Raw genomic sequence first — 22,683 nt, forward strand, 5'->3', positions numbered from 1 at the left:
TCAATTACACATCGGAAACAAGATGAAAACCTCCATATATAATACGCTTTCCATCGAAAGGCATAGAATGCGTTTCTGGGTTCATTCTTGGGTCTTCCATAGCTGATTGCCACCCAGCATCGCGAACGTCTTTTGAAGGCCATGTAATCCAAGAAAAGGCGATAACTTCATCCTCCTTTTTTTGAACCGCTAACGGAAAAGATGTGACTTCACCATCGGGAACATCATCCCCCCAAGTATCCACCACATTGACAGCCCCATAATCTTTAAAGACAGCTGCCATTAATTTTGCATGCTCTATAAATTTTTCTTTATTAGATTCTGGAACGGCTGCAACAAAACCATCTACATATGACATTGAATCATCCTCCTTATCATTAACCTAACGGGATCTACACCTCCCCCATTGACCGACATACTTTTTACCACTGCAATTTTAGTCGCCTTTTAGCGCAATCGCCATTTGAGAAATAAATCAATCAACTACTGAGAGATCTTCTCTTACAGACTTTTAGGTAAGTCTGTTTAGTATCGATTGAAATGAACGGTGTCACCTACCTTTAAAAACCAGTAGAATGCCGCTTTTAGTACCTATGCGCTGCTAAGTGACATAACATCAATAAAAGAGATCTAGAATGCCCGAACAAACTCCAGTAATCGCAACGCACAATGGCAACTTTCACGCAGACGACGTATTTGCGGTCGCGGCACTAAAACAAATTTTTTCTTCGATAGAATTAATACGCACACGTAACTTAGACGTTATCGCCAAAGCCGACATGGTGTTAGACGTTGGCGGAATTTACGATGCCGACACCAATCGCTTTGATCACCACCAAAAAGGTGGTGCAGGTGCTCGCGAAAACGGCATTCCGTTTTCCTCTTTTGGCTTAGTTTGGCAAAAGTACGGTGTCGAGATCTGCGGTGGCAATGAAGAAATCGCAAACTCATTAGATAAAAACCTCGTTTCCGCTATCGATGCAATAGATTGCGGACATGTGGAAGGCGTGCAAACAGGCATTAGCTTGAGCCAAACCATCTCCATGTTTAACCCAACCTGGCAAGAAGAAAGCGATGTTGATGCCTGCTTCGACGAAGCCGTTGCCTTTGCATCGCGAATCTTAACTCGATTCATCGCCGCGGCAAGTGGAGGCGTAAACGCAAAAGCCATTGTTGCTGATGCGATAGAAAAAGCCGCTGACCCAAGAGTCATCGTCTTAGAACAATACACGCCATGGAAAACTACGGTTCTTAGGTTATCTAAAGAAGCCTTATTCATGGTTTACCCATCTCAGACTGGGCAATGGCGCATTCAAACCGTCCCTGTTGAGCTTGGCTCCTTTGAAGATCGCAAAAAACTCCCAGCGCCTTGGGCTGGATTGTCTGATAAAGAACTACAAGACGTTACTGGTTTAGATGACGCTATGTTCTGTCATAACGGCTTGTTTATCGCAGGCTGTGCGTCATTTGAAAACACCATGAAAATGGCAGAAATGGCGTTGGAATATTAGATATTTGGCATAAAAAAACCGATGTGACTTCACACATCGGTTTTTTCTATTTTTGCCGTACGTATTATGTCCGCTAGTCGCGAACTAAGCTTCCGCTTGAATAATCAGTCTTAAGGCTTGTGTATAGTATTTTCCACCAGAACCGGTTCGCTTTAAATATTCATTAAGTTTACTTTTAGCCTGCTCAGGATCGTCCAGTTTTAATAAGGCTTCTCCCCAGAAATAATAAAACGCATCTTCCATTGGAGTATTAAGCTTATCAAGTAAATTGGCGTATATAACCGCATCTAAATACTCTTCTTGTTTTAAGGCATCGGTATAAGCGATAAGGTATTTGTCGTGTTTTAGCGACTCTGGAAGCTCTTCGTCACGGGCTTCGATTTCTTTTATGCGATTTTCAATCCCAGCCACTTTTTGCTTCTTCAAGTAGGCTTCTCTGTACTGGCGAATCATATCTGAAGAAATGCTTTTGTTATCTTTGGCGTAGTCGTAAGTATCTTTCCCATTATTGTTTTTAATTTCTGGATCCATTCCCAAACCAAGTAGATATTGCACAATATCAGCCTTGCCTGAATAAGCAGCGAGCATTAAAGCGTTCCAAGCATAGCTATTGGTAAAATAAATATCAGCATCAGCGTCGACTAAAATACGAACGGTTTCAAGGTTACCGCTGTATCGTACAGCAGCTAAAAGAGGCGTCCATTGTTCATCAGAAGCTTGGTTTACATCAGCGCCAGCCGCAATCAGTTTTTTTGCCAAAGAGTTATAACCGCCTTCTGCGGCGTAATAAATTGGAGAGCGCCCATTGTCATAGCTCTCATTATAATTACGGACATTTGGGTCATAGCCGTTACTCAGTAGGTTTTCAACTTCTGCCATATCGTTATTCCTAGTGGCAGAAATTAAAGCGGGTTGTGAAGAGCACCCTGTAAGGATCAGGATAAGCAGTAACGCACAGGATTTTGTGAGTTTAGAAAGGGATATATTCATAAAATCTCTACTTATACTACAGTTTAGCTTTAGAAACAGTTAAGACCATAATACAATTTTTTGCTATATACCATAGTATTTAACCAGCATGTTGAGTATGTGAAGAGAATCTAATGAAGATAAAAAAACGCTTAATCGATTTTGTATCAGCAACGTTTGTTAGCGTCGTATTTTTGTTAAGTGTGAAGGCAAATGCCCTATCATTTGAATCACTAATGAACGAAGATCAAGAAAGTACCTCTAGTGGCTCTCAAGCTTCGCCCACCACTGCTTTTGAAGAAGCCATTAAAACAAAAACAAAAACAGAAACAGCACCAGAGTTAAGCATTTCCATAGGGACTATGATGGATAAAGCTCCAACGAAGCAAGGGGAACTTTCTCTGGAAAATATTTATCAAGGAAGGACACAACATCAACTGATGACCGCAAAGCAAGAACTAGTTTCTCTGAACAGTCAACTAAGAAACGATTGCTCCTGCTCATTAAGTTCATCTAATGCTTGCTACGATTTTAGCGCTCGCTCATTACGTCTGACTCAGAAAAATGTCATAAATGCCGCCAATGAAGCGAATCAAATTCTTACCAATCAATCAAAAACTATTTGCCAGAGCTGGAATAACGCGAAAAATTTTACCTCAGATGATCCCCAAGCTATGCAACAACAAGTAGTGGTGATTAGACGCTATAAGAGCCTTCTTAATGAGGTAGAAAAAGCCAGCCAAGAGACTGCACAAAAGCTGACAAAACAGAACCGCCAAATAGAAGCGGCTATTGCCCAGCAAGAAGAAGACTCAGGGTTTGATTGGGGTAAAGCGATGGCGATGGGCGTTGGTGCACTGGCTGGTGGTTTAGGCGAGTTAGATATTGATTCGCAAACAGAAATTATCAGTAGCATTATTCAAGATGGCTACTCTAATGACTCCTCCATGAATAATTTACAAGCAACAGTAAATAGACTGAGCTCCCAAATGAAACAAGCGTCGGGAAATCAGAACAGCCCATCTAATGGTCAAACGCAAAGCTTTTCCATCGACTTTGTTTATCGCGACTCTTGCCCTTCGCCAAGCAGTACGAAAATTAACGCGCCGATTAAAACCAATAGCCAAGCTTGTGCTAATGCCATGAAACGTTACGCCAAAGCGGCCAGTTGTAACTTGATAGACGATCTAGAAGCGGCACAAAGTGCCTATTACAGTGCCTGTGCTTCGGAGATATACTAGTGAGATATTTACTTGGTTTAACACTTCTATTGATTTCAATAAGTATCCATGCTGATTCCTGTCGTGATCAATTTGTTCAATGCGTGCAAACGACTGGTAATCCTGCCACTTGCCGATCTAGCTACCAAAACTGCACAACGCCTTCAGTAATACAATCCCCACACAATACGATCAATGAAAAACTGTATTATCAACCCAGTATTCGGCAAGAAAATGGTCAAAGTATGCTTCAGCTCAGTGTCACTAACAATTCCGAATCTGCAGTGCAATTAGACAGTGTTTCTTACCAAGTTAGATGTGCGGATGAATCGGTAGAAATAATCCGCTTTCATCTAGGAGGTATCATTCTACCCAGCAAGGAGCCTAGAGTAATTGGGCAACCTCAAGTCGCTTGTTTTGCTAGAGGTGGCGTAGTTGCTATGTTGAACTCAGACGAAGCACCAGATCAAGGCGTTGCCAGTATGCAGCATGAATTAATTTATACACTCGATTGTCATGGTGGAAAAAAACAAACTCTAACCCTGAAACGATTAAAAAAAGGCGTTTATCAATGGAAGAATAGCCAAAAATCCAAGGGAATTATCAACAAAGAAACTATACTAAATGAAGATTTTATCAAACTGGCTTGTGAGCCCTTTGCAAAGCCAAATCAAGATTTGATGAGTAAAATCATAAACCAGTTGAAACAGCTAACAGATGAGCATGATTCTCAGCCAAAACGACCAACTCCGCCGAAAGAAAATGGAATAGGAGTTAGAGGGTGAATAAAATCACTCCTGTTCCATTGGAGTGACATACATTTTGCCATCTTCAGAGGAACAAGGTTTCCACGCAGATGCTCTCCTTGCGAACAAGTACACAAAACGCGGCCCGATGAAGTAAGAAAACAACCCGCATAAATTTCCACTCGGTAAAACACCCTAAACACCGATATAGCAGGCCACTGTTAAGCCTTAGTTATCTATCCGTCCAATAGGCTTCGCAATTTCGCTATCGTGTGCTGACTATATACTTTGATACCATGACGTTCTAACAACGCAACCGTTACTCCTACGCCATCGATTTTATTCCCCTTAAATGTACCATCGTATATTTTTGAACTGCCACATGAAGGACTTCCTTCAGCAAGCACTGCATACTCTATTTTTTGCTTTTGACAGAGTTCCAAAGCATTCTTGGCCCCACTAATAAATTGAGTCGTAACATCAACGCCATCGTTTCCAACAACGTATGCAGAGCCATCGAGTACATCCATGCCTCTTCCTTTGATTATTTCAGCTGGCGCTCTTGGTGTAGGCAGACCAGCAGACACCTCAGGGCAAAAAACCACCAGTTCAGCCTTCGATCTGAGCCAAGACAAATCGGACTCTGGAACTGATAAACAGCTCGCATTGTATCTCACCTTATTGCCAACCAAACACGAACTAACAAGTACTTTTATCACTAAAACTCCTTTTAAATAGCTAACGTGCGATAAACAATTAAACCAAATTTAATCAAAGCGAAATGATAGGCGTTTGGAGTCACTCTTAAAGATTTTATTAACCAAGCTTATTATAAAATGGACGCGCAGTAATCAAAGTGGGGAAAAGCACATTCCATGTGCTTTCTAGGAAAGGAGTTAACTGTTCGTAACGTCTTTAATTTCTATCTGGTTATCGTCTTTCTTGGCCGTATCGACGATTAATCCATCAATTTTTCTAATGTTTGCAAGCTGAGCTTGAAGCTTCAATGACAGCTCGTTCACTTCATTGGCGGAGATGGACGTCTCTTCCGCTGATGCAGCTGTAGAGTGAATAACACCATCAATTTCAGACATGCCCTGATTAATCTGACTCAATCCCACGGCTTGGCTTTGCGATGCATTATCTATTTCTCCAATGGTTTCTGAGATCGATGACACGTGCTTAGCAATCTCGCTCAATGCACCCACACATTTTTGTGATATTGCATTTCCTTTTTCAACATTTTCTACCGATGACTGAATATATTGTGCCGATTCACTAGCCGCTGTAGTACTACGCTCAGCAAGTTTTCTTACTTCATCCGCTACCACAGCAAAACCGCGCCCCATTTCTCCTGCACGAGCGGCTTCAATAGAAGCGTTAAGCGCGAGCAAATTCGTCTGGGAAGCAATATCATCAATAACATTGATAATCTCGCTAATGGCTTCGCTTGAGCGATTAATCTCTTGCATAGCTTGCTCAAGATCCCGTATTTCATCAGTTGCCATATTTGCCGCTCGCTCAGCTTCGGAAGAGACAGAGCTTGCTCTTGCAGCACGTTCAGCATTTTCATTGGCCTGAATAAGAATATCATTGAGCGAGTTGCCAATTTGAGTAATCGAAGCCGCTTGTTGATTTGACCCAACTGTCAAAGCATTACTGGCTACATTAAGCTCGTTTGCACCTGTTGTTAGGCTGGCACTGATGTCATCCACATCATTGTAAACGGCTTTTAGTGCCATTTTTTCAGATACTTCCTGTACATATTCCACATGACCAATCTCTTTACCATCTAATCCATGAATATAAAAAGTATCGACTCGGAAATCTTTATCCCACTGGTTAAAGAAAGTCGTTGGTTTGTCTTTTCTTAAACAGTTCACACCACAATCTTCGGTATTACAGATATTTGCCCCCCAATTTGAGCAGTGCATTCCGAGCACATCTGCACGCTTTACTCCTAACGGATCGGTTGCAGCGCTATTAACGAAGGTCCACTTCATATCCAAGTCGGTAACAGACAATGGATTTGGAATAGTATCGAGAATCTGTTCATAAAAATTGAATTGCTCTCTTGCTAAACGCTCCATCTTTACCAGACAACCTAACAAAACCACCAATGCGACAACTAAAATCAACAGATACAAGTTTTCTTTAGCAAACAGGGAAGCAACGACTATCGACGCAATAATGATACCTAGTGCCAAACGGTAATACTTTTTCATGGTCTTTCCTCTATGGCCTATTCTAATGGTTATAGACTTAGTATTAATCTACATTTTCAGTGCCAACTAATAAGCTGCATTTTCGATGCTAATTAGTAAGGGTTAGTAACAATAAACGATGGTTAGGTGAGTCGAGTAACCTTTCTATACATTCAATGGAAATAAAACGCACTCCAAAGAAAAACAATGCATCGACGATTTGAAAAAGAATTCAAGTCTCTATGCCATCAACATGTGACAATATAAAGAAACTCTTTCAGTATTGATTAATTGAATTTAGCAACAGCCAAATGATAGCCGCTCTTTCATCCGCTTATATAGCTTTCCGACGAAATAACTTTAATAAGAACGACCCATCGAAATGGATAGCCTAACTTCCGTGATAAAAAACAACTCATTAAGATTAATCACGTCATACAACTAAACACAATATATTAAGCGTACGACACCTCTAATGATAAACACAACGGGGGCCGCCTCTCCTCGCTCAGAGTGAATTGGCGTTTATTTAAAATGCTGACAAAATTATAAATCCCGCTTATATCGAGCGATCATATCTTCTTGCGCTTCGGGATCATCTTCTATCGATAGCTGATCGTTAATCATCGCTCCCATCGTAGGAAAATCCGCCCTATCTATTTGCGCCTTTAAAGACCAAAGTTCAGAGCGCATTAACGCTTTAGCGCAATGTAAAAACACTTCTTTGATGGTGATCTCAATACAGGTTTTGGGTGGGTTTCTGTCGTCAGAAAACAAGCTTAAATATTCAGGTGAGGTTGAAATACGAGCAAGCCCGTTAATTCGAAGCGTTTCATCAACACCAGGAATCAAAAACAAACACCCGATTTGCCCCGTTTCAATGATATTAACAAGGCTATCAAGCCGATTATTCCCTTTCCCATCGGGCAAAATAATGCAGTTGTCATTGATTATTTTTACGAATCCCGGATTTCCTCCACGAGGAGAACAATCAACAGAACCGGATTTTGCGTAGGTAGAAATCGCCACAAACGGAGAATGCGCAAGAAAGTTACTGGAGTGACGCTCTAAGGAAGGCAACTGCTTATCTTTAGCGCGCCCTTTTGGATAACCATAGATTTCTCTGAGCTGATCTTCGAACTCAAGATACATAAAATCTCCTTATATTTACCGCCGAACTTGGTAATCAACACAAACACCTCGCGCGGCTATGTTATGACATTAACTAGGTCGCTTAAAAACTGCGAAACTATCACGAATATCGAGGCCTAAGTTTTCAGCTTTTAAACATCAAAGCTTAATTAGCTTGCCATCTTACGGAAGATCCATTCTAGTGGCCCAGTTTTAAAACGCTTCCGCCATACAAGACTAAAAACAATCCCGCCAACACAAAATATCAGCGCACTACATAGAGAGAAATCTATGGTCTGGTGTTCTAAGCGGCCAATCGCTTCAAGAAGCCCCATACCGATAATGACGTGAGCCACATACAAGGTCAAAGACAATTGCCCCGTTTGGCACAGCCATTTATTGATACGGTTTTCAGAAAATATCTCTGAAAAATATAAACAAGCCACCAGCACAACAACGGCAGAGCTGCCAGCAGAGAGAATGTATTGTGGTAACGGAGGGATAATCGAAGTGGAAAACAGAAATGTCACTTCATCCGGTGTCATTTCAAGAACACTACCGTCACCCACAAGGTTTCTTAACCAATAAAAGCCACATTCGGTTACAAGCAAAATGATGAGCGACCAAACAAGCAGTCTGTTTCTTACCAGCCTGTCTAATAAATTCTGTCGCCCCAACCACATGCCAAACACCAGAAAGGCCGCCCAAGGAAAAACTGGATGGAAACCATTAAATACGATATGCCGAATCATTCCATCGAATGACCAAAAGTTTGCATAGGCTAATGTCGACCAATTCCAATTCTGCTCATAATTAAAAAACAACATGAAAACAGGGAATATCAACATAATGACCGCTGATACCAATAACAAGGTGCGGTCTTTCAGTCCAAATATGGCAGCGGCTATTAGAAAGTAAAAACCATAAAAATGCAGGATGTCGGCTTCCCATATTGGCGTAAATAAAAGGCCGATGGTAATAAGTAAGAGTCCACGTTTTATCAGCAAGACGCGCTTTTTAAATACCTGTATTCTGTCCCTAGATCCTCTTGCTTCTTTCGTAAGAAATGTCACACCCACACCTGCCAGCACAACAAATAAGGCCGACGCCCTTCCTTCAAAAAGCCCTGCAAACTTCATCAACCACACATTGCCCATTTCAGCGTTCATTGCAATTTTGAAGTTCACAATGACCATGCCAAATATCGCCAACGCTCTTGCAAGGTCGAATCCATTCACTCTTTGCTTCATAAAAAGTCTCTAGGAAAACTGACGTCGTCAAAAACGACCAACACAGTGCGGCCACTTTGGAGCAGAGTTAACGACGTTAATTGACGTACAAGTGATCATAACAATGATCACTTACTGCTTGTTTCTATCCCTTGTTCACACTGCCTTTATTAGATCTCGCATTTCTCTTTTGTTTCTTACGGTTATTTTTCTCAGTCACAATCTTGATGGCTTCATCCTTGGTTAAATGGGGATGCTTAGCGATCAACTCTTCCACTTTTGTATCAAATGCGGTCATTTATAAATCTCTTGTATTGAAGTATGAATTAGGCCGCTATTCTAGCTCAGGAAGGATTTAGAAGATAACAAATCTTAGCGACGACTGATTCTACCTTCTTTAAATCAAAAACCTTTTCCCTACCTTAGAAACTTTAAGGGCCACTATCAGTAGTAACAGGCAAAAACCGGTTGATTTTTAGACACCTGAAGGATAACTTAGCATAAATTGATAAATTATTATCAATTCAATTAAACAGAGTTACTTAACTACCTGTTAACATAATCAATAGTACATAAAAATAATAAAGCATTGATTTTATTGAATTTTAAATATTAATTGGATTCATTTTAAATTATTGCACCATAAAAGTTACACTGCACCATCGTAATGCACTAATACAATATCCGCCTATATCTCATATTTTTAATAATTTTTTATTAATGGAATAAAAACTCATTATGAACAGTAAGTTAGACCTATTTAAGAGCTTAGCCGCATTTTTGGCACAGCAAATGCAAGATTGTGAATTCGTTATACATGATTTAAGTAATCTGGAGCACTCCATTGTTTTCATCGGTAATGGTCATATTAGTGGCCGAAAGGCTGGTGATTCTGCGACTGATTTAGTGCTTCGTGTATTAAGAGATAAGGAATATTTAAAAGCGGATTTCACTGGTATTTATAAAAGTGTATCCAATAGCGGTGTGATTTTTAATTCTTCCACATTTTTTATCAAAGAAGGCGATGCCTTATTAGGTATGTTATGTGTGAATCAAGACTTAACAACATACCAAAATGTGTTTGACTCTGTTGCAGGCATTCTAGGGAAAACAAAAGCGCAGCAACCTGAGTCCGTGTCCACTGTGAACGAAAGACTTGTTCCATTTGTAGACAGTTTACCGATGAGTGTCATCCATGAAGTGACACATAAGAAAGTGTCCAATGTCGGTCATTTATCGAAAGAAGAGCGTATTGACATTGTGCGCGAGCTAGACAAAAAAGGGATTTTTTTATTGAAAGGCGCCATTACTGAGGTTGCTAAAACATTGAAAGTTTCTGATGCCACCATGTACAGATACCTTCAAAACTTAAAATAAAAAATTTTACCTAATGGTGATAATTTTTTATTAGAAAGATAATTTTTATTCACCCGGAGAGATATATGGACTTTATTAATACCCCAAATGCCCCTATGCCGATCGGCGCATACGCTCAAGCCACTGCTAGCAATGGTTTGATGTTCATTTCTGGACAATTACCTCTAACCAAAGAAGGGTTAATGGTCGAAGGCGTAAAAGAACAAACCAAACAAAGCCTAACAAACATTGAAGCCATTCTTGCTGCTAAAAATCTCACTAAAAATAACGTTTTAAAAGTGCAGATTTTTACTACTGACCTGAACTCATTCACGGACATCAACAACGAATATCAAACGTTCTTTGGTGATCACACCCCTGCTAGAGCTGTAGTAGAAGTACGAGCTCTGCCTAAAGGTGCAATAGTCGAAATTGATGCCATAGCGACTGAGGGTTAAATACTATGCAAAAACATCTACGTAATGCTTTCTCCTCTGTTTCTGGCGGCTTATTTGATACGGTTATCAAGGCTGATGTTGGTGAAGGAGCAGGTAAAATCATCGAATCCGGTGGCACAATTTTGGCGTGGGCAGATCCTGATTTTCCCGACCCTTCTATGCCTGAGAGTGTTCAAAAAGCGTTAATGGACAGTGTGCAAAATGGGGTTTCCTCTCATTATGTTATGCCAATCGGACCAAGAGAACTTCGTCTTGCCATTGCCAAAAAGATTCAACGCCAAACAGGCCTTGAGCTGGACCCAAGTCGTAACATCATCGTCACCCCAGGTTCGGATTCTGGACTCTTCTACGCTATGTACCCGTTTCTTGAGAAAGGCTGTGACGTACTCATTCCAACCCCCACATACCCTAACAATCTTGTTAATGTTGGCTTAATGAGCGCAAATGCCATTCAAGTTCCCACCTCGAAAGAAGATAATTACCAAATTCGAAAAGCGGACCTAGAAAAGTATGTCACTCCCAATACGAAAATGTTGGTTATTTGCCATCCTAACAACCCCACTTCAGTAGTCTATCGCCCCGATTCCATTCGAGATATAGCCGAATTTGTTATTGAGCACGACCTTATTCTAGTTTGCGACCAAGCTTTCGAAGACATCATATTTGATGACATAGAGTTTATCGCACCCGCCTCGATAGAAGGCATGTTAGAAAGGACTATTACAGTTTGTTCTCTCTCTAAAGGCTATGGATTAAGTGGTTTACGAATCGGCTATCTATATACCAGCGATGTCATGATCGACAAATATTACGGAGCTGCAGTTAATATTTTGGGAGCGCCCTCTCACCTATCATGTGCAGGCGCTATTGCCGCATTAAACGACGAAAGCATCATCAACGAGCGCAAAGAACGCCTCGATCAAAGACGTTCAACCGTGACCGAAATGTTCAACACTATTACTGGTGTCAGCTGCAATAAACCAGAAAGCGGAATTTTACATTGGGTTGATATTAGTGGAATCGGTGATGGCAACGAGGTAACTCAGTTCATCCTGAAAGATCAAAACGTTTTAGTGAATCCTGGTGGTCAATATGGCAAAGGTTATGAAAGTAACTTACGCATGATTTATGGCTGTTTTCGTGATAACAACACTTTGTTCAACGCTTGTGAGAGGATTAAAAATGGCATCATCAACTTTAAATAATACAGAAAAAGGGTTGATCCCAGAGATCCCAATTTTCAATAACAAGATTTTAGCATTAATTCCTTTAGTACTTTTTTTCTTATCTTGTATGACCTTGTTCATGCACTACATGACATACGACATGCATGTGTTGGCAGGTGCGGCTTTTATTAGTTTAATGTTAACTAGCTTACTAGCCTCTAATCGCCATGCCTATTGGAATGCGGTGATCCAAGGCATTTCGAGCAAAGAAAGCGTCACTATTTTTTTACTACTTTTATTGATCGGTATGTTTTCGCAGATGATCAAAATTAGTGGTTTAACCGATGGTCTGATTTGGTTTGCACAATCTTTCCGTTTCTCAGAAGGAGGATTTGTCACTTTTACCTTTATTTCAGTGTGTATTGTTGCAACCGCCACAGGCTCCTCTATTGGAACCATGTTTGCTGCTTTTCCAGTGTTTTTTCAAACGGGTGTAGATATTGGTGTTGATAGTGCTTTTCTTGCTGGAGCCATTGCCTCGGGTGCTATTTTTGGCGACAACTTGGCCCCCATTTCTGATACAACCATTGCATCGTCCTCCACTCAAATCATGAAAAAAACAGGTCAATCTGCTGATATTGGTGGCGTTGTTCGATCACGCTTCAAATACTCTGCTATTGCCGCAATCATCACCTCACTTCTATACTTTTTTCTTTCCAATAGTCATCCTTTAAGTTATGACGCCACACTTCGTGAAGTTTCACCTTATAACTTATTAATGCTGTTACCTGTGGTTGTGTTACTTGTCGTTTCAAAAATGACTCAAAACATCTTCATTGCCACCAGCATCGCATTAACATTTGGCGTTATTCTTGGACTTGTAACTGGTATTTTTGACCTATCTCAAGTATTTAATTCAGATGGTACTCTGGGTAACCATGCAGCAGGTTTCTTAGCCGATGGCATTAATGGCATGATGGGAACCGCCGTTCTGGTCGTTTCTATCTTTGGTATCATGGGAGTGATAAAAGCCGCCAAAATCGTAGAAACCATCACAAATAGCTTGATGAACTCTGCCATTTGTCAAACCGCCCGTGGTTTTGAGATAGTTAGTGCGCTTGTGCTAAATATTGTCACTATGCTATTTGGCGGTGTTACCAGTGCAACCATACTGTCCGTTGGACCTATCATAAATGAAGCGGGTCAACGCTTAAATATTCATCCTTATCGTCGAGCAAATATCTTAGATGGTTTCACCAACACGTTAGCGGTAGTAGTACCATTCTTCAGTGTATTTGTCTTCATTCCAGCAGCCCTGAGCGGCTTAGAACCCAATGCGATTGCAAGCGTTTTTTTCTACCCCGTCATATTGTTCTTTGTACTCATGGCCTCAGTGCTTACTGGCTATGGCCGTCGTATGGAAAACGAATAACATTAATGAAACCTAAAACTGAACACTGATTAAAGTCTTGTTCACTTACAATTTTATGTTTAATGAAACTTTCTACAAAAATCCAACTAACATGTTTGTTAATTGGATTTTTTCTACATTAACATTGTCTTTCTGTCCCATGACGCGAAACTGAATATCTCGAGTCAGCCTAAACAAAAGTAACCGGAAATTTTTTACAATTAAACTAGAGGCACCGCCCCCAAAAGTGACCCTAGTTGTTGTTCGCTACACTATCTTTCTGCAGACTATTTCTTTGCTTTAATTTTAGTCTAACCCTGATTATCCCAGTTTAATCTAAGTAGAAAGCAACTCGGATATTGTTGGAGCCTGAGTAATCTCCCATCCTTCTGGGAAATTTAATTCCTCCATAGATTGAATGGCAATCATAGCATTCATGTAATCAGACTCACTGCTAAGAACAGCTAGTTGATCCAATAACTGATACTCAACATCATCCACTATGGTTTGATGAGGATTTTTTAGGATTCCCCAGCCTGTATCCCAAGCCATTAGCTCTACTTTACATAAAGCAAAAAGATCTCTAACTATATTTCCTTTGATAAAAGGAAGCCCACTTAACTCAAATATACCAAAACTTTCCGGTACAGCTTCACTATTACGACAAAGCTGCCAAGCTTTTCCAGCATAAATAAATTCGGAGCTTGGTACATCGCATTCATCAAATTCATACTGAAGAATTTCACGATGGATGCCATCAAGTTGTGCATCAACCAACACCCAGCGAGCTTGCAATTCACTCCAATACTCACATATCCAGTGGTCCTCGTACTTACCCGGATTCAAATACTTTGAAAAACCACACCTAATTCGAGCAGCGATACCTTTTTCTCTTAAAGTAGCACAAAGTAACAATGAGAAATCTCGGCAGACACTTACCACTTTATTTACTGGACTACTATGTTCAGTAGTTGACTGTTTTCGTTTAGATTTCGACTTCACTAGCAAATCCTGTGCGTTGCGGATTTGCATTTCTGAATATCGAATATGATCTTCAACTTCACAGCCGTAGTGAGAGATCCAATAAGAGTGAATCAGGTTGTCTTGCACGAATTTGCATAACTCGCGAATATCATTTGGGAGCAGCCCAATTTCTTTACTAAACTCGCCCACATTTGAAATAGCACTATGTGATTTGTATTGGTCTATATCCATATATGAGTATTTTCCACAATTTTAGTCAGTCACACCGCAATCACGCGCTTGTCGCGTGCATTGCCTTGTTAAGTTTGATCTCCATAGGCTGATAAACTAAGCCTGCCGATTCACCCACTTCCCCGTTGCACTCAAAACCATATTTTTCATAGGCGGGAACTGAAGTTAGAGATGCGCTGACGGTAACAGTTTCCACCTTTGCATGATTTAGGGCTGATGAAAGCAACTTTCTCCCAATACCACTTTTTTGACTCTCAGGGCGGATGAAGAGCATTGCAACATGACGACCTTCCTTTAATTCTATTACCCCTTCTATTTTCCCCTCGTTTTCAGCAACCAACATCAAGTTATCCTGCTTCATTCTGTCTAGGAAAGCATTGCACCTAGAAATACTCGAAAAGGTTGAAATGCCCTCATCAGATAATGTATCTGCAACAGACTGCAAAAAAGAGTCCATGCAAACGGCACTGACAGCTTCAAGGTCCTTCTCTTCCATCTTCCTTATAATCATCAATGTCTCCCAATAACTTAAAATCTATGGACCTCAATTTTGCAAGCAAAATCAAGATCTAACAAGAACCGTTTTGCTGCCATCTATTCGGATTGTTATAAATCCTTTTTTAGCATTTATCCCTGATGCTATTTCCTGCAAACGATACTGACTTGGCTCTAATCATTTTGGCGTTTTCAAAGAAACCAAAAAATCGAAAAAATCGAAGATACCCTTACGAATCCCGGATTTCCTCCACGAGGAGAGCAATCAACAGAGCCGGATTTTGCGTAGGTCGAAATTGTCACAAACGGAGAATGCGCGAGAAAGTTACTGGAGTGACGCTCTAAGGAAGTTAATTGCTTGTCTTTGGCGTGCCCTTTTGGATAACCATAGAGTTCTCTAAGCTGCTCTTCGGATTCAAGATACATAAAACCTCCTTATATTTAGCGCTTAACTTCCGGAAAGAAATCAGAGTATAACTAAAAAATGGTTTTGTTCTTACTCAGTATTTTTGCTTCTTTATTTAGCTATAGCGCATTTTTTGAGTTTACTATGATCCGAATTATCCTGTGTTTTTTGATCTACTTGCATTTATATCGATTAGTACACCTTGGATTAAATACCCACATGCACCAACACAAGAAATAGGGGTAATATAGAACATTAAATAATTCAATTGCGCATCACCCGAAAAATATTCAATTAATTGTATGAAAACAATTGGCACAATGACTAAAAAAATAGAAAAACGTATATGTTTTTTAACAATACTCTTTATTTCATCATCCGTTATTAAATTCACCGACATACCTCCTTTGTAAAAATTAATTAGAAAACTTACGCGCCCAATATAAAAAATACACAACACTTGAAAAACCACCGGAGAGAGTAAAAGGAGTAAAAGGGGTCAGATAAAAAATCCTAAATATCTTAATTTTTCATCTGACCCCAATTCATTCCAATTTTTGTAACGCCGCCAACACGCGCAGCTTTGGAGATATTAAATATGTTGGCTATCAGTACGATACCAACGCTTGGCTTTGCGGCGTGTCGGAGCGGAGCGTAGCGTAGACGTGTCCGACAACAGCCACTTGTTAGATTATTTCTCTCGCAATTTGTCGTATAGTTTAAGCGAAATTGAATTAATTCGCCTATTGTAGCCATTGTTTAAAGCTTGGACCAATTTAAGAATGTCCGTATTTAAGCTTTCACTATCAACAAGAAACGATAGATGATCCTGTATCAAGGTTTTGAATCTTTCTCTTGGTTTTTCATTAAACAATTTTGAAAGTATTATTTCATCAGTACTCAACACCTTATCAAAATAATACCTCCACCGATCCTCTGGAATCTTTAGCAATTCAGCTTTAGCTGTTGGAAATGCTGCATTGGATACACCATACGAATTTCCGAGATAAACACATAGGTATGCTTGAACGCAATCGATAAAAGCCGGAGCTGGTATTGAACTCCCAAGCTTCGATAAATTGGCAACCAATGGGGCTTCAGTATAAAAGTTATTCATTGCAAAATGGGCATCAATTAGAGATTTGGCTGCCTTTTTAAAGGTAGATGAGCGTAGATTCTCTGGAACATAATCGAAACCTTTCACCTTCAGCAACGCATTCTTAAGGCCTTTTGTCGCTGAAATGTCACCTGCAGCAGTTGCATCTCTGTACGCGTTACCAATTTGCCATTTGTCTTTTTCTGGAATATGACTCCAAATGGGCTGTATCAATACCCCCAAATTGCCAACGGCATGCTCTTGAGCTGCGCCTTGTTCATTTTTTATTCCTGAAAGCAGTACAGAAACAACTGTTTTTATATAAAACGGCGGGGAATCTAAAAGCTGTTCAATCTGAGGGTCAGCTAATGTTAATGTCTCAGTGTAAAGTCGATTTCTTAGCTCAGAAAACTCGATTGCTATAGATATGTCTGCTTCGCCTAAAACATATCTAACACAAGAGCTAACCAAAGCCGCAGCATCGATTTTTGATAATTCTTCATTGTTCTTTTCAGCTTCATCAGACAAGTAATGACTTATTACTTCCAATGCATGTCGGAGTTTCAATGCTCCAGTACTATTGATAGCGCCAAGCTGTTCTGCCAAGCTAATCGCACTATAGTCGTTCAAAACAATATCGATATTGCTGTATTCATCAATATCATCATCATTAAGCATTTCTCCGATAAAGCCCATGCCTAATGTTTTTAAGGTTGATTTAAGCCTGACCATGGCTCTACGCCACGTGTATTCTGCACCCATGTCGTAAGCGCCATGCTCAAAGGCACGTGCAATATCTGTTTTCTGCTTATCGTTCAAACCGTTTGCGTAAAGAACAATTTCTTGCGGTTCTGAGCAACTTGCAGGTATTACTGTACCCGTGGGGCCAGCCCACACTAACTCTTTACTGGGCATCGGTTACGCTCCAAATCTTCTCGTTTCCATCTTGAGACTTATAAAAACAACACTCAAAACATTCACTACGCTTCATTATTTCAAAAGCTCTAGTTCTAGCTCCCCCTACAAGGCCATCCTCCTCATTTCCTTGAGGTTTTACGAATACGTGATAGCCCAGGATTTTCCCTGAAGTTGTCAATACAGTCATACCATCATGGTTTAGCATCGACTCAAGCAATGAGCTATAAAGCCGATTAGACGTACATGCTTCCCGAGTTTTCTCTTCTTCTGAAGCGGCTAGCAATTCATACATGTCAATTGGCTTACTTAGGTATATGCCATCACTATGTCTTGATTTTAAAGTAGTCAACTTATCTTCCACATCTTTAACAACACCAATTAAATTTCCATGGCCGACAATTAATGCACTACCAATTAGCTTTTCAAAGTAGGAGGCCGAAATATCTTTGTATTGCTCACCGACATCTTGAGTGATGAATGAGCAAAGTTTTTGCAGCTCATGGCCATGAGCAGACCCTTTACTGTTTAAAGTAAGGCAGATAAGAGCGCTAGCTTCAGAGCCTTTTAAAAGAACTGTTTTATTGCCCACGTTTTGTAGGTAGGCAATACTATATTCGTCGGCATTCTGGCTCAGCTCGCCAACAGCCTGAGTTCTGAATGTAGGGCTTAATTCTGATATTTCAGAAGAGACCACACCGTAGCTTATATACTTTTCTTCTACATTTATGTATATGACCCATCCATTTCGTGACAATGGTGCGCATAACTTTAAAGCATTAGAAAATTCTTTTACGGATGCTGATTTCCTATCTATCTCTAGATTTTTGCAGAATGGGAGGGTTTCAAGAACTGACTCAATATTATTTGTAATAAATATCTCTGGATATAACTCCTCACCTTCCTCTCTGTACGAAGAAGTAGAGTCAACTAAATCCAGAATACCTTCTCTCAAATACGGATAGCTCGGAAATTTTTCTTGGTAAAGAAAGCTTCCAATCAAATCCAATACATGAGATCTAAGCGACCTCTCTTCCATTTATTAGTATCCCCGATTTATATAGATAATCTAACGCCTAGGCTAAGGGGCGGCGCTCTGCGCTGTCCATTACCTTGAGCCTTTTGTTATGCGTCTTTGCCTTGATAATCATATGTTTCTTTTAATCCAAATGCTTTTGCTAAAACAGGCTGAATGTTCTTGAGCCAACTTAATGATTTTTTCGAATATCTAGAAGCTACTATAACAGCTAGGCATTCACCATTTTCAGATATAATATCAAGCCCAACAAAACCAGTTCCCTTCGCAGGCTCCATCTCATAAAGTTCGACTGCATAAGCTTCAGCAGTACTAGCAACAACACTTCTATTATTTTTAATGCAGCCTATAAACTTCCCATCTTCGCTAGTCCAAGCGATAAATTTGTCCTTGCAAGAATTGGCGTACTTTTCTTTAACACCACTAGGTGCCTGATCCTTTAGAGGAATATCTGCTTCTACATCCACAGGCCTGTTAATTTCGATCCATGTATTCATATATATTACGCATAACGCCCGCATAAAGCGCGCGAGGTACGAGCGTCGTCTTTGATGCGATTGTTAGGAATACTTTGAACGCACGATGGCATGCAATTCATTTCCATTCATAGATTCACTCAAATTTTCAAAATCTTGAGGTTCCCATTTTTTCAAACCAAATTCTTTAGCGGTATTAGTTGAGCCACCCAAGAATATTTGGTCATGTACTTCATCTGGTGGATCGCCACCGCCATCACTCGATAAATGCACATACTTTAAATGCGGCCACTGCTTTATTGCAGCTTTAATAACCCGGCATGCGACCGCTGAGTTCACAAGATAGCCAAGCCAGATCGCTTCATGTGAAGAGTGGCTATTGTATGGGGCGCTATTAGGCTGATAAATATCGGCGTTGAAGCCATTCTCTTTGAGAGCTTTTATCATCTTTCCAGAGTCGTAAGCATTTACAACACTAATATCAACATTAGTAATTGGCACCGATTTTGTTTCTATGACATTTGAGCTGCTCTTAATAGCTAAACTACTTTTCGTTTTATTTTCTTTAAAAATAATTCCTGAGGAATATCTTCCTTTATCCTTAAGCCACTGAGCATATTCTTTACCGTCTTGGAGGTGAGGCCTGAACTTTGTAAGCATTAACGTTACACAGCCAATAACCAGCAAGACTAGAATGGATGTGAATATCACTAAATAGCCTGCTGCCCAGTCAGGTTTTTCTATTCTTGAAGCAGCCGTCAACAGCACAGAAGTTAGTAAGACCAACATGACAAACCATGCAGCCATTAATTGGAATGGGCTAGTTACCTTTTCAGGTATGATTTGTGGTCCTGCCATTTTTTAGTATTCCTAACGCCCCAAGCAGAGGCTTATTTTGCGTTTTGGAGCGAAGCGACAGCGAAATAAGTCCTGCTGGCTTGGATTGTTAGCTGCTACTTCCAGAACTGCCACCATTTTTTTGAACCGGCGGCTCTCATTGCTTCACCTTCGGCTTTTAGCTCTTTCCAGTTGGACTGGCCATCCTCTCCATATACTTCACATTCTTCTCCCTGAACCTTTGCATTGAGAGCAACAGCTATCTGATACATTTTTTTTATAATTTCATCATCGGGGTTTTTAACTTTTATGTTGCCCTCAAAATAATCAAACCAGGCCATATTCCCATCTTTGTCATGACCAGAATAACCAGTCCAGACGGCTAGTCCTTCGCTTTCCACTCTTAAAACCCCATTGGGAGTCTCTGCTTCTGCGTATCCGTCTAGCCTCATATCTGATGACGAATTTACAAAATTATTCCATTCATCAAGCGTTATCTGATCACCTTCTTCTTCAAACCATTCTTCTTTTCTGGTGATATGTAAATCGTATCCCATGACTCTTCCTCGGACAGCTAACATTTTAATAGTGCGCATGCGCGTTTACACATTATTAAATTCATTCAAAAATCCTTTTAAGTTTCTGAAGAACAATACATTTTTACTCATGTCCACAAAAATCAAAACTGGATAAACGAGCATGCGCGTTATTTCATTTATCCACAGCGCGTTATTTCTGTGTGGTAGATGCTTATCCATTGATACTAAAAGACTTATTTATATTCCACCAGTAAAAACGCGCAAAATTGTGAATGTTTTTTAGGCAAAGCGCGCTAAAAAATGGCCACCATAAAAATAGACTGTATATACATGCAGTTAATTGACTCTGTTATCCACATAGGGTTTTAGATACTTTCAAGCCTCTTGCTAAACCTGATCGGCTAACTTGTATCGGAAAAAACCACCACCCCATCTTCCGTCTTCCCCTTGAAGAAAGGTAAAAAGACTTTGCAGCAGTATTTAAAAGTTATGCGTTTACGAACAAAGGCAGATCACGCTTCGCTCATCGTGCCCTACATTTTGGGGAGTTTATGTTCAGTAGCGAGGAGCAAATAGAACGCCAGAGCGAGGTTAAACGTCAATTCTCAAAATAAAGTCGAGCGGTGGTGTTTGGTTTGCTCCAAGCGCCGAGGTGGCAGTCAGAGGTAAAGCCTTCCCCTTGGCTCTTTAGTTCAAGTAAAAAGGGAAGGCACAGTCCGACTACAAGTACCGCCCTTCTAGGTGTTTTCTAAAATGTGCGGCGTTTAGGGTTTCGCCTGTAGCGCGTTTGACGAGCTCATCTGTGGTGTGAAGCGAGGCTTGTGACCAGATGTTGTCGCTGAGCCATTGGAAGATTGGGTTTAGGTCGCCACTTTGGATGGCCATATCGAAATCACAGCCGAAGTCTACAGTGTTCATCATGGTGGCTTTGTATTGAGCGGCGTACATGGCACCGAGTGTGTAGCTTGGGAAATAGCCGAAAGCGCCGTCTGTCCAGTGGATGTCTTGCATGCAGCCGTTTTTATAGTTGTCTTTGGTGGAGATACCAAGGGCGGCTTTCATTTTCTCATCCCACAATGCGGGTACGTCTGTGTGTTCTATCACACCGTTGATCAGGTCTCGCTCGATCTCGTAACGCAGGATGACGTGAGCGGGATACGTGAGTTCATCGGCGTCAACACGAATGAAACCTTTTTCTACTTGGGTGTAGATTTTGTACAGGTTGTCTTCGGCAAAGACGGGGTCGTTGTGTGCGTTGAAAGCTTCGGCAGAGAGTCGTGATAAGTGGGAAATAAACGGCTTGCTGCGCCCTATTTGCATTTCAAAGAAGAGCGACTGAGATTCATGAATGCCCATGGAGCGGGCTTCGCCAACAGGCAATCCAGCAAAGGCTTTGGGTAAACCTTGTTCATAACGGGCGTGCCCTGTTTCGTGTACGATGCCCATTAAGGCTTGCACAAAGTCTTTTTCATCATAGCGCGTGGTAATGCGCACATCGCTTGGTACACCACCACAAAATGGATGCACACTCTGGTCAAGTCGGCCACGGTCAAAGTCGAATTGCAGCAGCTTCATCACTTCTAAACCAAGGGCTTTTTGCGTTGCTGTAGAATAGGTCCCAGACGGCAATAGGATGGATTCAGACTTCTGTTTTTCTAAAACCTTTTCAATCAGTTCTGGCAACCAAGTTTTCACATCGGTAAATAAGGTATCAAGAGATGCGGTTGTGGTGCTCGGTTCAAATTTGTCGAGCATGGCATCATAAGGTGTAAGACCTAGTGCTTCGCCACGAATTTTCGCTTCTTCACGAGATAAGGTGACCACTTCTTTCCAGTTCTTCTCAAAACCTGTCCAATCGTTTTCTTGGCGTTGAGTGCGCCACGCATGTTCACATTTCGAACCCGCGATGGATTGCGCTTGTACTAGGTCTTCTGGAACCACAGTGGCTTGCTGCCATTGGCGTTTCATCTCGCGTAGGCTGGCTTGTTGTTCTGTGGCTATTTGTTCCGTATTGAAGGATTCTTGCTCGGCGTTACCAAACCATTCTTCTAGTTGGGGTTGTGTCGATAGTCGATGAATGTGAACCGATAATTCCGCCATGGCGTTAGAACGTGCTTCGCTGCCACCCGATGGCATGTTCGCGGCCGCATCCCAGCCCAGCATGGCTTGAGCGTGGTTAAAATGGCTGAGTGTTTGGTAGTGTGACGTTAACTTGTCGTAGTTGGACATGGTCGTTTTCATCCTATGTAACAGTTGTTCTTCGTGTC

General features: G+C 40.9%; 23 protein-coding genes and 1 pseudogene. 7 read left to right on the forward strand and 17 right to left on the reverse strand.

The window, feature by feature from the left end:
* Nucleotides 1-4 precede the first annotated feature (4 nt).
* The gene (locus tag C0J08_RS12890; RefSeq protein WP_212652350.1) at nucleotides 5-358 is read right to left on the reverse strand and encodes a DUF1428 domain-containing protein; all 354 of its coding nucleotides are present in this window, start codon (nucleotides 356-358) and stop codon (nucleotides 5-7) included.
* 277 nt (nucleotides 359-635) lie between these two features.
* Here C0J08_RS12890 and C0J08_RS12895 point away from each other — a divergent pair, with 277 nt between their 5' ends.
* The gene (locus C0J08_RS12895) at nucleotides 636-1,511 is read left to right on the forward strand and encodes an MYG1 family protein (protein ID WP_212652351.1); all 876 of its coding nucleotides are present in this window, start codon (nucleotides 636-638) and stop codon (nucleotides 1,509-1,511) included.
* 84 nt (nucleotides 1,512-1,595) lie between these two features.
* On the opposite strand, the gene C0J08_RS12900 is transcribed toward C0J08_RS12895, so the two are convergent.
* Entirely contained in the window at nucleotides 1,596-2,501 is a 906-nt protein-coding gene (locus C0J08_RS12900) for an ankyrin repeat domain-containing protein (RefSeq protein WP_249344278.1), read from the reverse strand.
* 113 nt (nucleotides 2,502-2,614) lie between these two features.
* Here C0J08_RS12900 and C0J08_RS12905 point away from each other — a divergent pair, with 113 nt between their 5' ends.
* Together C0J08_RS12905 and C0J08_RS12910 are read left to right on the forward strand one after the other, a co-directional pair.
* Nucleotides 2,615-3,721: a hypothetical protein gene (locus C0J08_RS12905; RefSeq protein WP_212652353.1), complete on the forward strand. Its 1,107-nt coding sequence runs from the start codon at nucleotides 2,615-2,617 to the stop codon at nucleotides 3,719-3,721.
* A complete protein-coding gene (locus C0J08_RS12910; RefSeq protein WP_212652354.1) occupies nucleotides 3,721-4,485 on the forward strand; it encodes a hypothetical protein in 765 nt (254 codons plus the stop codon). The genes C0J08_RS12905 and C0J08_RS12910 overlap by 1 nt, the downstream gene beginning before the upstream one ends.
* Before the next feature lie 197 nt (nucleotides 4,486-4,682).
* Here C0J08_RS12910 and C0J08_RS12915 read toward each other — a convergent pair whose 3' ends face one another.
* The 5 genes and pseudogenes from C0J08_RS12915 to C0J08_RS12935 all read right to left on the reverse strand — a co-directional run bounded on the left by C0J08_RS12915 (nucleotide 4,683) and on the right by C0J08_RS12935 (nucleotide 9,308).
* On the reverse strand, nucleotides 4,683-5,165 hold the full coding sequence (locus tag C0J08_RS12915) for a 2-thiouracil desulfurase family protein (protein ID WP_212652355.1): 483 nt from the start codon (nucleotides 5,163-5,165) through the stop codon (nucleotides 4,683-4,685).
* 414 nt (nucleotides 5,166-5,579) lie between these two features.
* Nucleotides 5,580-6,671, reverse strand: a pseudogene (locus C0J08_RS12920) (methyl-accepting chemotaxis protein); the annotation flags it as partial.
* A gap of 525 nt (nucleotides 6,672-7,196) precedes the next feature.
* Nucleotides 7,197-7,802 carry a pyridoxamine 5'-phosphate oxidase family protein gene (locus C0J08_RS12925; RefSeq protein WP_212652356.1) on the reverse strand — a complete coding sequence of 202 codons (606 nt, stop codon included), beginning with the start codon at nucleotides 7,800-7,802 and terminating at the stop codon, nucleotides 7,197-7,199.
* A gap of 149 nt (nucleotides 7,803-7,951) precedes the next feature.
* Nucleotides 7,952-9,031 (reverse strand): DUF418 domain-containing protein, encoded by a 1,080-nt coding sequence (locus C0J08_RS12930; RefSeq protein WP_212652357.1) that lies wholly within the window; start codon nucleotides 9,029-9,031, stop codon nucleotides 7,952-7,954.
* A gap of 124 nt (nucleotides 9,032-9,155) precedes the next feature.
* The gene (locus C0J08_RS12935; RefSeq protein ID WP_212652358.1) at nucleotides 9,156-9,308 is read right to left on the reverse strand and encodes a hypothetical protein; all 153 of its coding nucleotides are present in this window, start codon (nucleotides 9,306-9,308) and stop codon (nucleotides 9,156-9,158) included.
* Between the two features lie 440 nt (nucleotides 9,309-9,748).
* On the opposite strand from C0J08_RS12935, the gene C0J08_RS12940 reads away from it, so the two are divergent.
* From C0J08_RS12940 to C0J08_RS12955, 4 genes are all read left to right on the forward strand, one after another.
* Nucleotides 9,749-10,387, forward strand: a complete 639-nt coding sequence (locus C0J08_RS12940; RefSeq protein ID WP_212652359.1) for a helix-turn-helix transcriptional regulator — start codon at nucleotides 9,749-9,751, stop codon at nucleotides 10,385-10,387.
* A 65-nt stretch (nucleotides 10,388-10,452) separates the two neighbouring features.
* On the forward strand, nucleotides 10,453-10,824 hold the full coding sequence (locus tag C0J08_RS12945; RefSeq protein ID WP_212652360.1) for a Rid family detoxifying hydrolase: 372 nt from the start codon (nucleotides 10,453-10,455) through the stop codon (nucleotides 10,822-10,824).
* A gap of 5 nt (nucleotides 10,825-10,829) precedes the next feature.
* Complete coding sequence (locus tag C0J08_RS12950; RefSeq protein WP_212652361.1) at nucleotides 10,830-12,029, forward strand: pyridoxal phosphate-dependent aminotransferase; 1,200 nt, start codon at nucleotides 10,830-10,832, stop codon at nucleotides 12,027-12,029.
* A complete protein-coding gene (locus tag C0J08_RS12955) occupies nucleotides 12,007-13,422 on the forward strand; it encodes a Na+/H+ antiporter NhaC family protein (RefSeq protein ID WP_212652362.1) in 1,416 nt (471 codons plus the stop codon). The genes C0J08_RS12950 and C0J08_RS12955 overlap by 23 nt, the downstream gene beginning before the upstream one ends.
* Before the next feature lie 315 nt (nucleotides 13,423-13,737).
* Here C0J08_RS12955 and C0J08_RS12960 read toward each other — a convergent pair whose 3' ends face one another.
* From C0J08_RS12960 to C0J08_RS13005, 10 genes are all read right to left on the reverse strand, one after another.
* The gene (locus tag C0J08_RS12960; protein WP_212652363.1) at nucleotides 13,738-14,616 is read right to left on the reverse strand and encodes a transglutaminase domain-containing protein; all 879 of its coding nucleotides are present in this window, start codon (nucleotides 14,614-14,616) and stop codon (nucleotides 13,738-13,740) included.
* A 40-nt stretch (nucleotides 14,617-14,656) separates the two neighbouring features.
* On the reverse strand, nucleotides 14,657-15,127 hold the full coding sequence (locus tag C0J08_RS12965; RefSeq protein ID WP_212652364.1) for a GNAT family N-acetyltransferase: 471 nt from the start codon (nucleotides 15,125-15,127) through the stop codon (nucleotides 14,657-14,659).
* 176 nt (nucleotides 15,128-15,303) lie between these two features.
* Complete coding sequence (locus tag C0J08_RS12970; protein ID WP_249344282.1) at nucleotides 15,304-15,537, reverse strand: PNPOx family protein; 234 nt, start codon at nucleotides 15,535-15,537, stop codon at nucleotides 15,304-15,306.
* Between the two features lie 134 nt (nucleotides 15,538-15,671).
* On the reverse strand, nucleotides 15,672-15,911 hold the full coding sequence (locus tag C0J08_RS12975) for a hypothetical protein (RefSeq protein ID WP_212652365.1): 240 nt from the start codon (nucleotides 15,909-15,911) through the stop codon (nucleotides 15,672-15,674).
* 297 nt (nucleotides 15,912-16,208) lie between these two features.
* Entirely contained in the window at nucleotides 16,209-17,528 is a 1,320-nt protein-coding gene (locus tag C0J08_RS12980) for a hypothetical protein (protein ID WP_212652366.1), read from the reverse strand.
* Entirely contained in the window at nucleotides 17,518-18,567 is a 1,050-nt protein-coding gene (locus C0J08_RS12985; RefSeq protein ID WP_212652367.1) for a hypothetical protein, read from the reverse strand. Before C0J08_RS12985 ends, C0J08_RS12980 begins: the two co-directional genes overlap by 11 nt.
* Before the next feature lie 86 nt (nucleotides 18,568-18,653).
* Nucleotides 18,654-19,061: a hypothetical protein gene (locus tag C0J08_RS12990; RefSeq protein ID WP_212652368.1), complete on the reverse strand. Its 408-nt coding sequence runs from the start codon at nucleotides 19,059-19,061 to the stop codon at nucleotides 18,654-18,656.
* A gap of 63 nt (nucleotides 19,062-19,124) precedes the next feature.
* On the reverse strand, nucleotides 19,125-19,898 hold the full coding sequence (locus tag C0J08_RS12995; RefSeq protein ID WP_212652369.1) for a hypothetical protein: 774 nt from the start codon (nucleotides 19,896-19,898) through the stop codon (nucleotides 19,125-19,127).
* 95 nt (nucleotides 19,899-19,993) lie between these two features.
* Nucleotides 19,994-20,434, reverse strand: a complete 441-nt coding sequence (locus C0J08_RS13000) for a hypothetical protein (protein WP_212652370.1) — start codon at nucleotides 20,432-20,434, stop codon at nucleotides 19,994-19,996.
* 702 nt (nucleotides 20,435-21,136) lie between these two features.
* On the reverse strand, nucleotides 21,137-22,645 hold the full coding sequence (locus C0J08_RS13005; protein ID WP_212652371.1) for a carboxypeptidase M32: 1,509 nt from the start codon (nucleotides 22,643-22,645) through the stop codon (nucleotides 21,137-21,139).
* Nucleotides 22,646-22,683: the final 38 nt, after the last annotated feature.

Origin of the sequence: Marinomonas sp. CT5, assembly GCF_018336975.1 — a bacterium.
GTDB lineage: Bacteria > Pseudomonadota > Gammaproteobacteria > Pseudomonadales > Marinomonadaceae > Marinomonas.

Excerpts from the sequence above, each read along its gene's own strand:
- C0J08_RS12965 (WP_212652364.1), bottom strand. The coding sequence starts at position 15,127 with ATGATTATAAGGAAGATGGAAGAGAAGGACCTTGAAGCTGTCAGTGCC.
- C0J08_RS12985 (WP_212652367.1), bottom strand. The coding sequence starts at position 18,567 with ATGGAAGAGAGGTCGCTTAGATCTCATGTATTGGATTTGATTGGAAGC.
- C0J08_RS12980 (WP_212652366.1), bottom strand. The coding sequence starts at position 17,528 with ATGCCCAGTAAAGAGTTAGTGTGGGCTGGCCCCACGGGTACAGTAATA.
- C0J08_RS12970 (WP_249344282.1), bottom strand. The coding sequence starts at position 15,537 with ATGTATCTTGAATCCGAAGAGCAGCTTAGAGAACTCTATGGTTATCCA.
- C0J08_RS12955 (WP_212652362.1), top strand. The coding sequence starts at position 12,007 with ATGGCATCATCAACTTTAAATAATACAGAAAAAGGGTTGATCCCAGAG.
- C0J08_RS12905 (WP_212652353.1), top strand. The coding sequence starts at position 2,615 with ATGAAGATAAAAAAACGCTTAATCGATTTTGTATCAGCAACGTTTGTT.
- C0J08_RS12930 (WP_212652357.1), bottom strand. The coding sequence starts at position 9,031 with ATGAAGCAAAGAGTGAATGGATTCGACCTTGCAAGAGCGTTGGCGATA.
- C0J08_RS12950 (WP_212652361.1), top strand. The coding sequence starts at position 10,830 with ATGCAAAAACATCTACGTAATGCTTTCTCCTCTGTTTCTGGCGGCTTA.
- C0J08_RS12945 (WP_212652360.1), top strand. The coding sequence starts at position 10,453 with ATGGACTTTATTAATACCCCAAATGCCCCTATGCCGATCGGCGCATAC.
- C0J08_RS12935 (WP_212652358.1), bottom strand. The coding sequence starts at position 9,308 with ATGACCGCATTTGATACAAAAGTGGAAGAGTTGATCGCTAAGCATCCC.
- C0J08_RS12990 (WP_212652368.1), bottom strand. The coding sequence starts at position 19,061 with ATGAATACATGGATCGAAATTAACAGGCCTGTGGATGTAGAAGCAGAT.
- C0J08_RS12895 (WP_212652351.1), top strand. The coding sequence starts at position 636 with ATGCCCGAACAAACTCCAGTAATCGCAACGCACAATGGCAACTTTCAC.
- C0J08_RS12890 (WP_212652350.1), bottom strand. The coding sequence starts at position 358 with ATGTCATATGTAGATGGTTTTGTTGCAGCCGTTCCAGAATCTAATAAA.
- C0J08_RS12925 (WP_212652356.1), bottom strand. The coding sequence starts at position 7,802 with ATGTATCTTGAGTTCGAAGATCAGCTCAGAGAAATCTATGGTTATCCA.
- C0J08_RS13000 (WP_212652370.1), bottom strand. The coding sequence starts at position 20,434 with ATGGGATACGATTTACATATCACCAGAAAAGAAGAATGGTTTGAAGAA.
- C0J08_RS12995 (WP_212652369.1), bottom strand. The coding sequence starts at position 19,898 with ATGGCAGGACCACAAATCATACCTGAAAAGGTAACTAGCCCATTCCAA.
- C0J08_RS13005 (WP_212652371.1), bottom strand. The coding sequence starts at position 22,645 with ATGTCCAACTACGACAAGTTAACGTCACACTACCAAACACTCAGCCAT.
- C0J08_RS12960 (WP_212652363.1), bottom strand. The coding sequence starts at position 14,616 with ATGGATATAGACCAATACAAATCACATAGTGCTATTTCAAATGTGGGC.
- C0J08_RS12940 (WP_212652359.1), top strand. The coding sequence starts at position 9,749 with ATGAACAGTAAGTTAGACCTATTTAAGAGCTTAGCCGCATTTTTGGCA.
- C0J08_RS12900 (WP_249344278.1), bottom strand. The coding sequence starts at position 2,501 with ATGAATATATCCCTTTCTAAACTCACAAAATCCTGTGCGTTACTGCTT.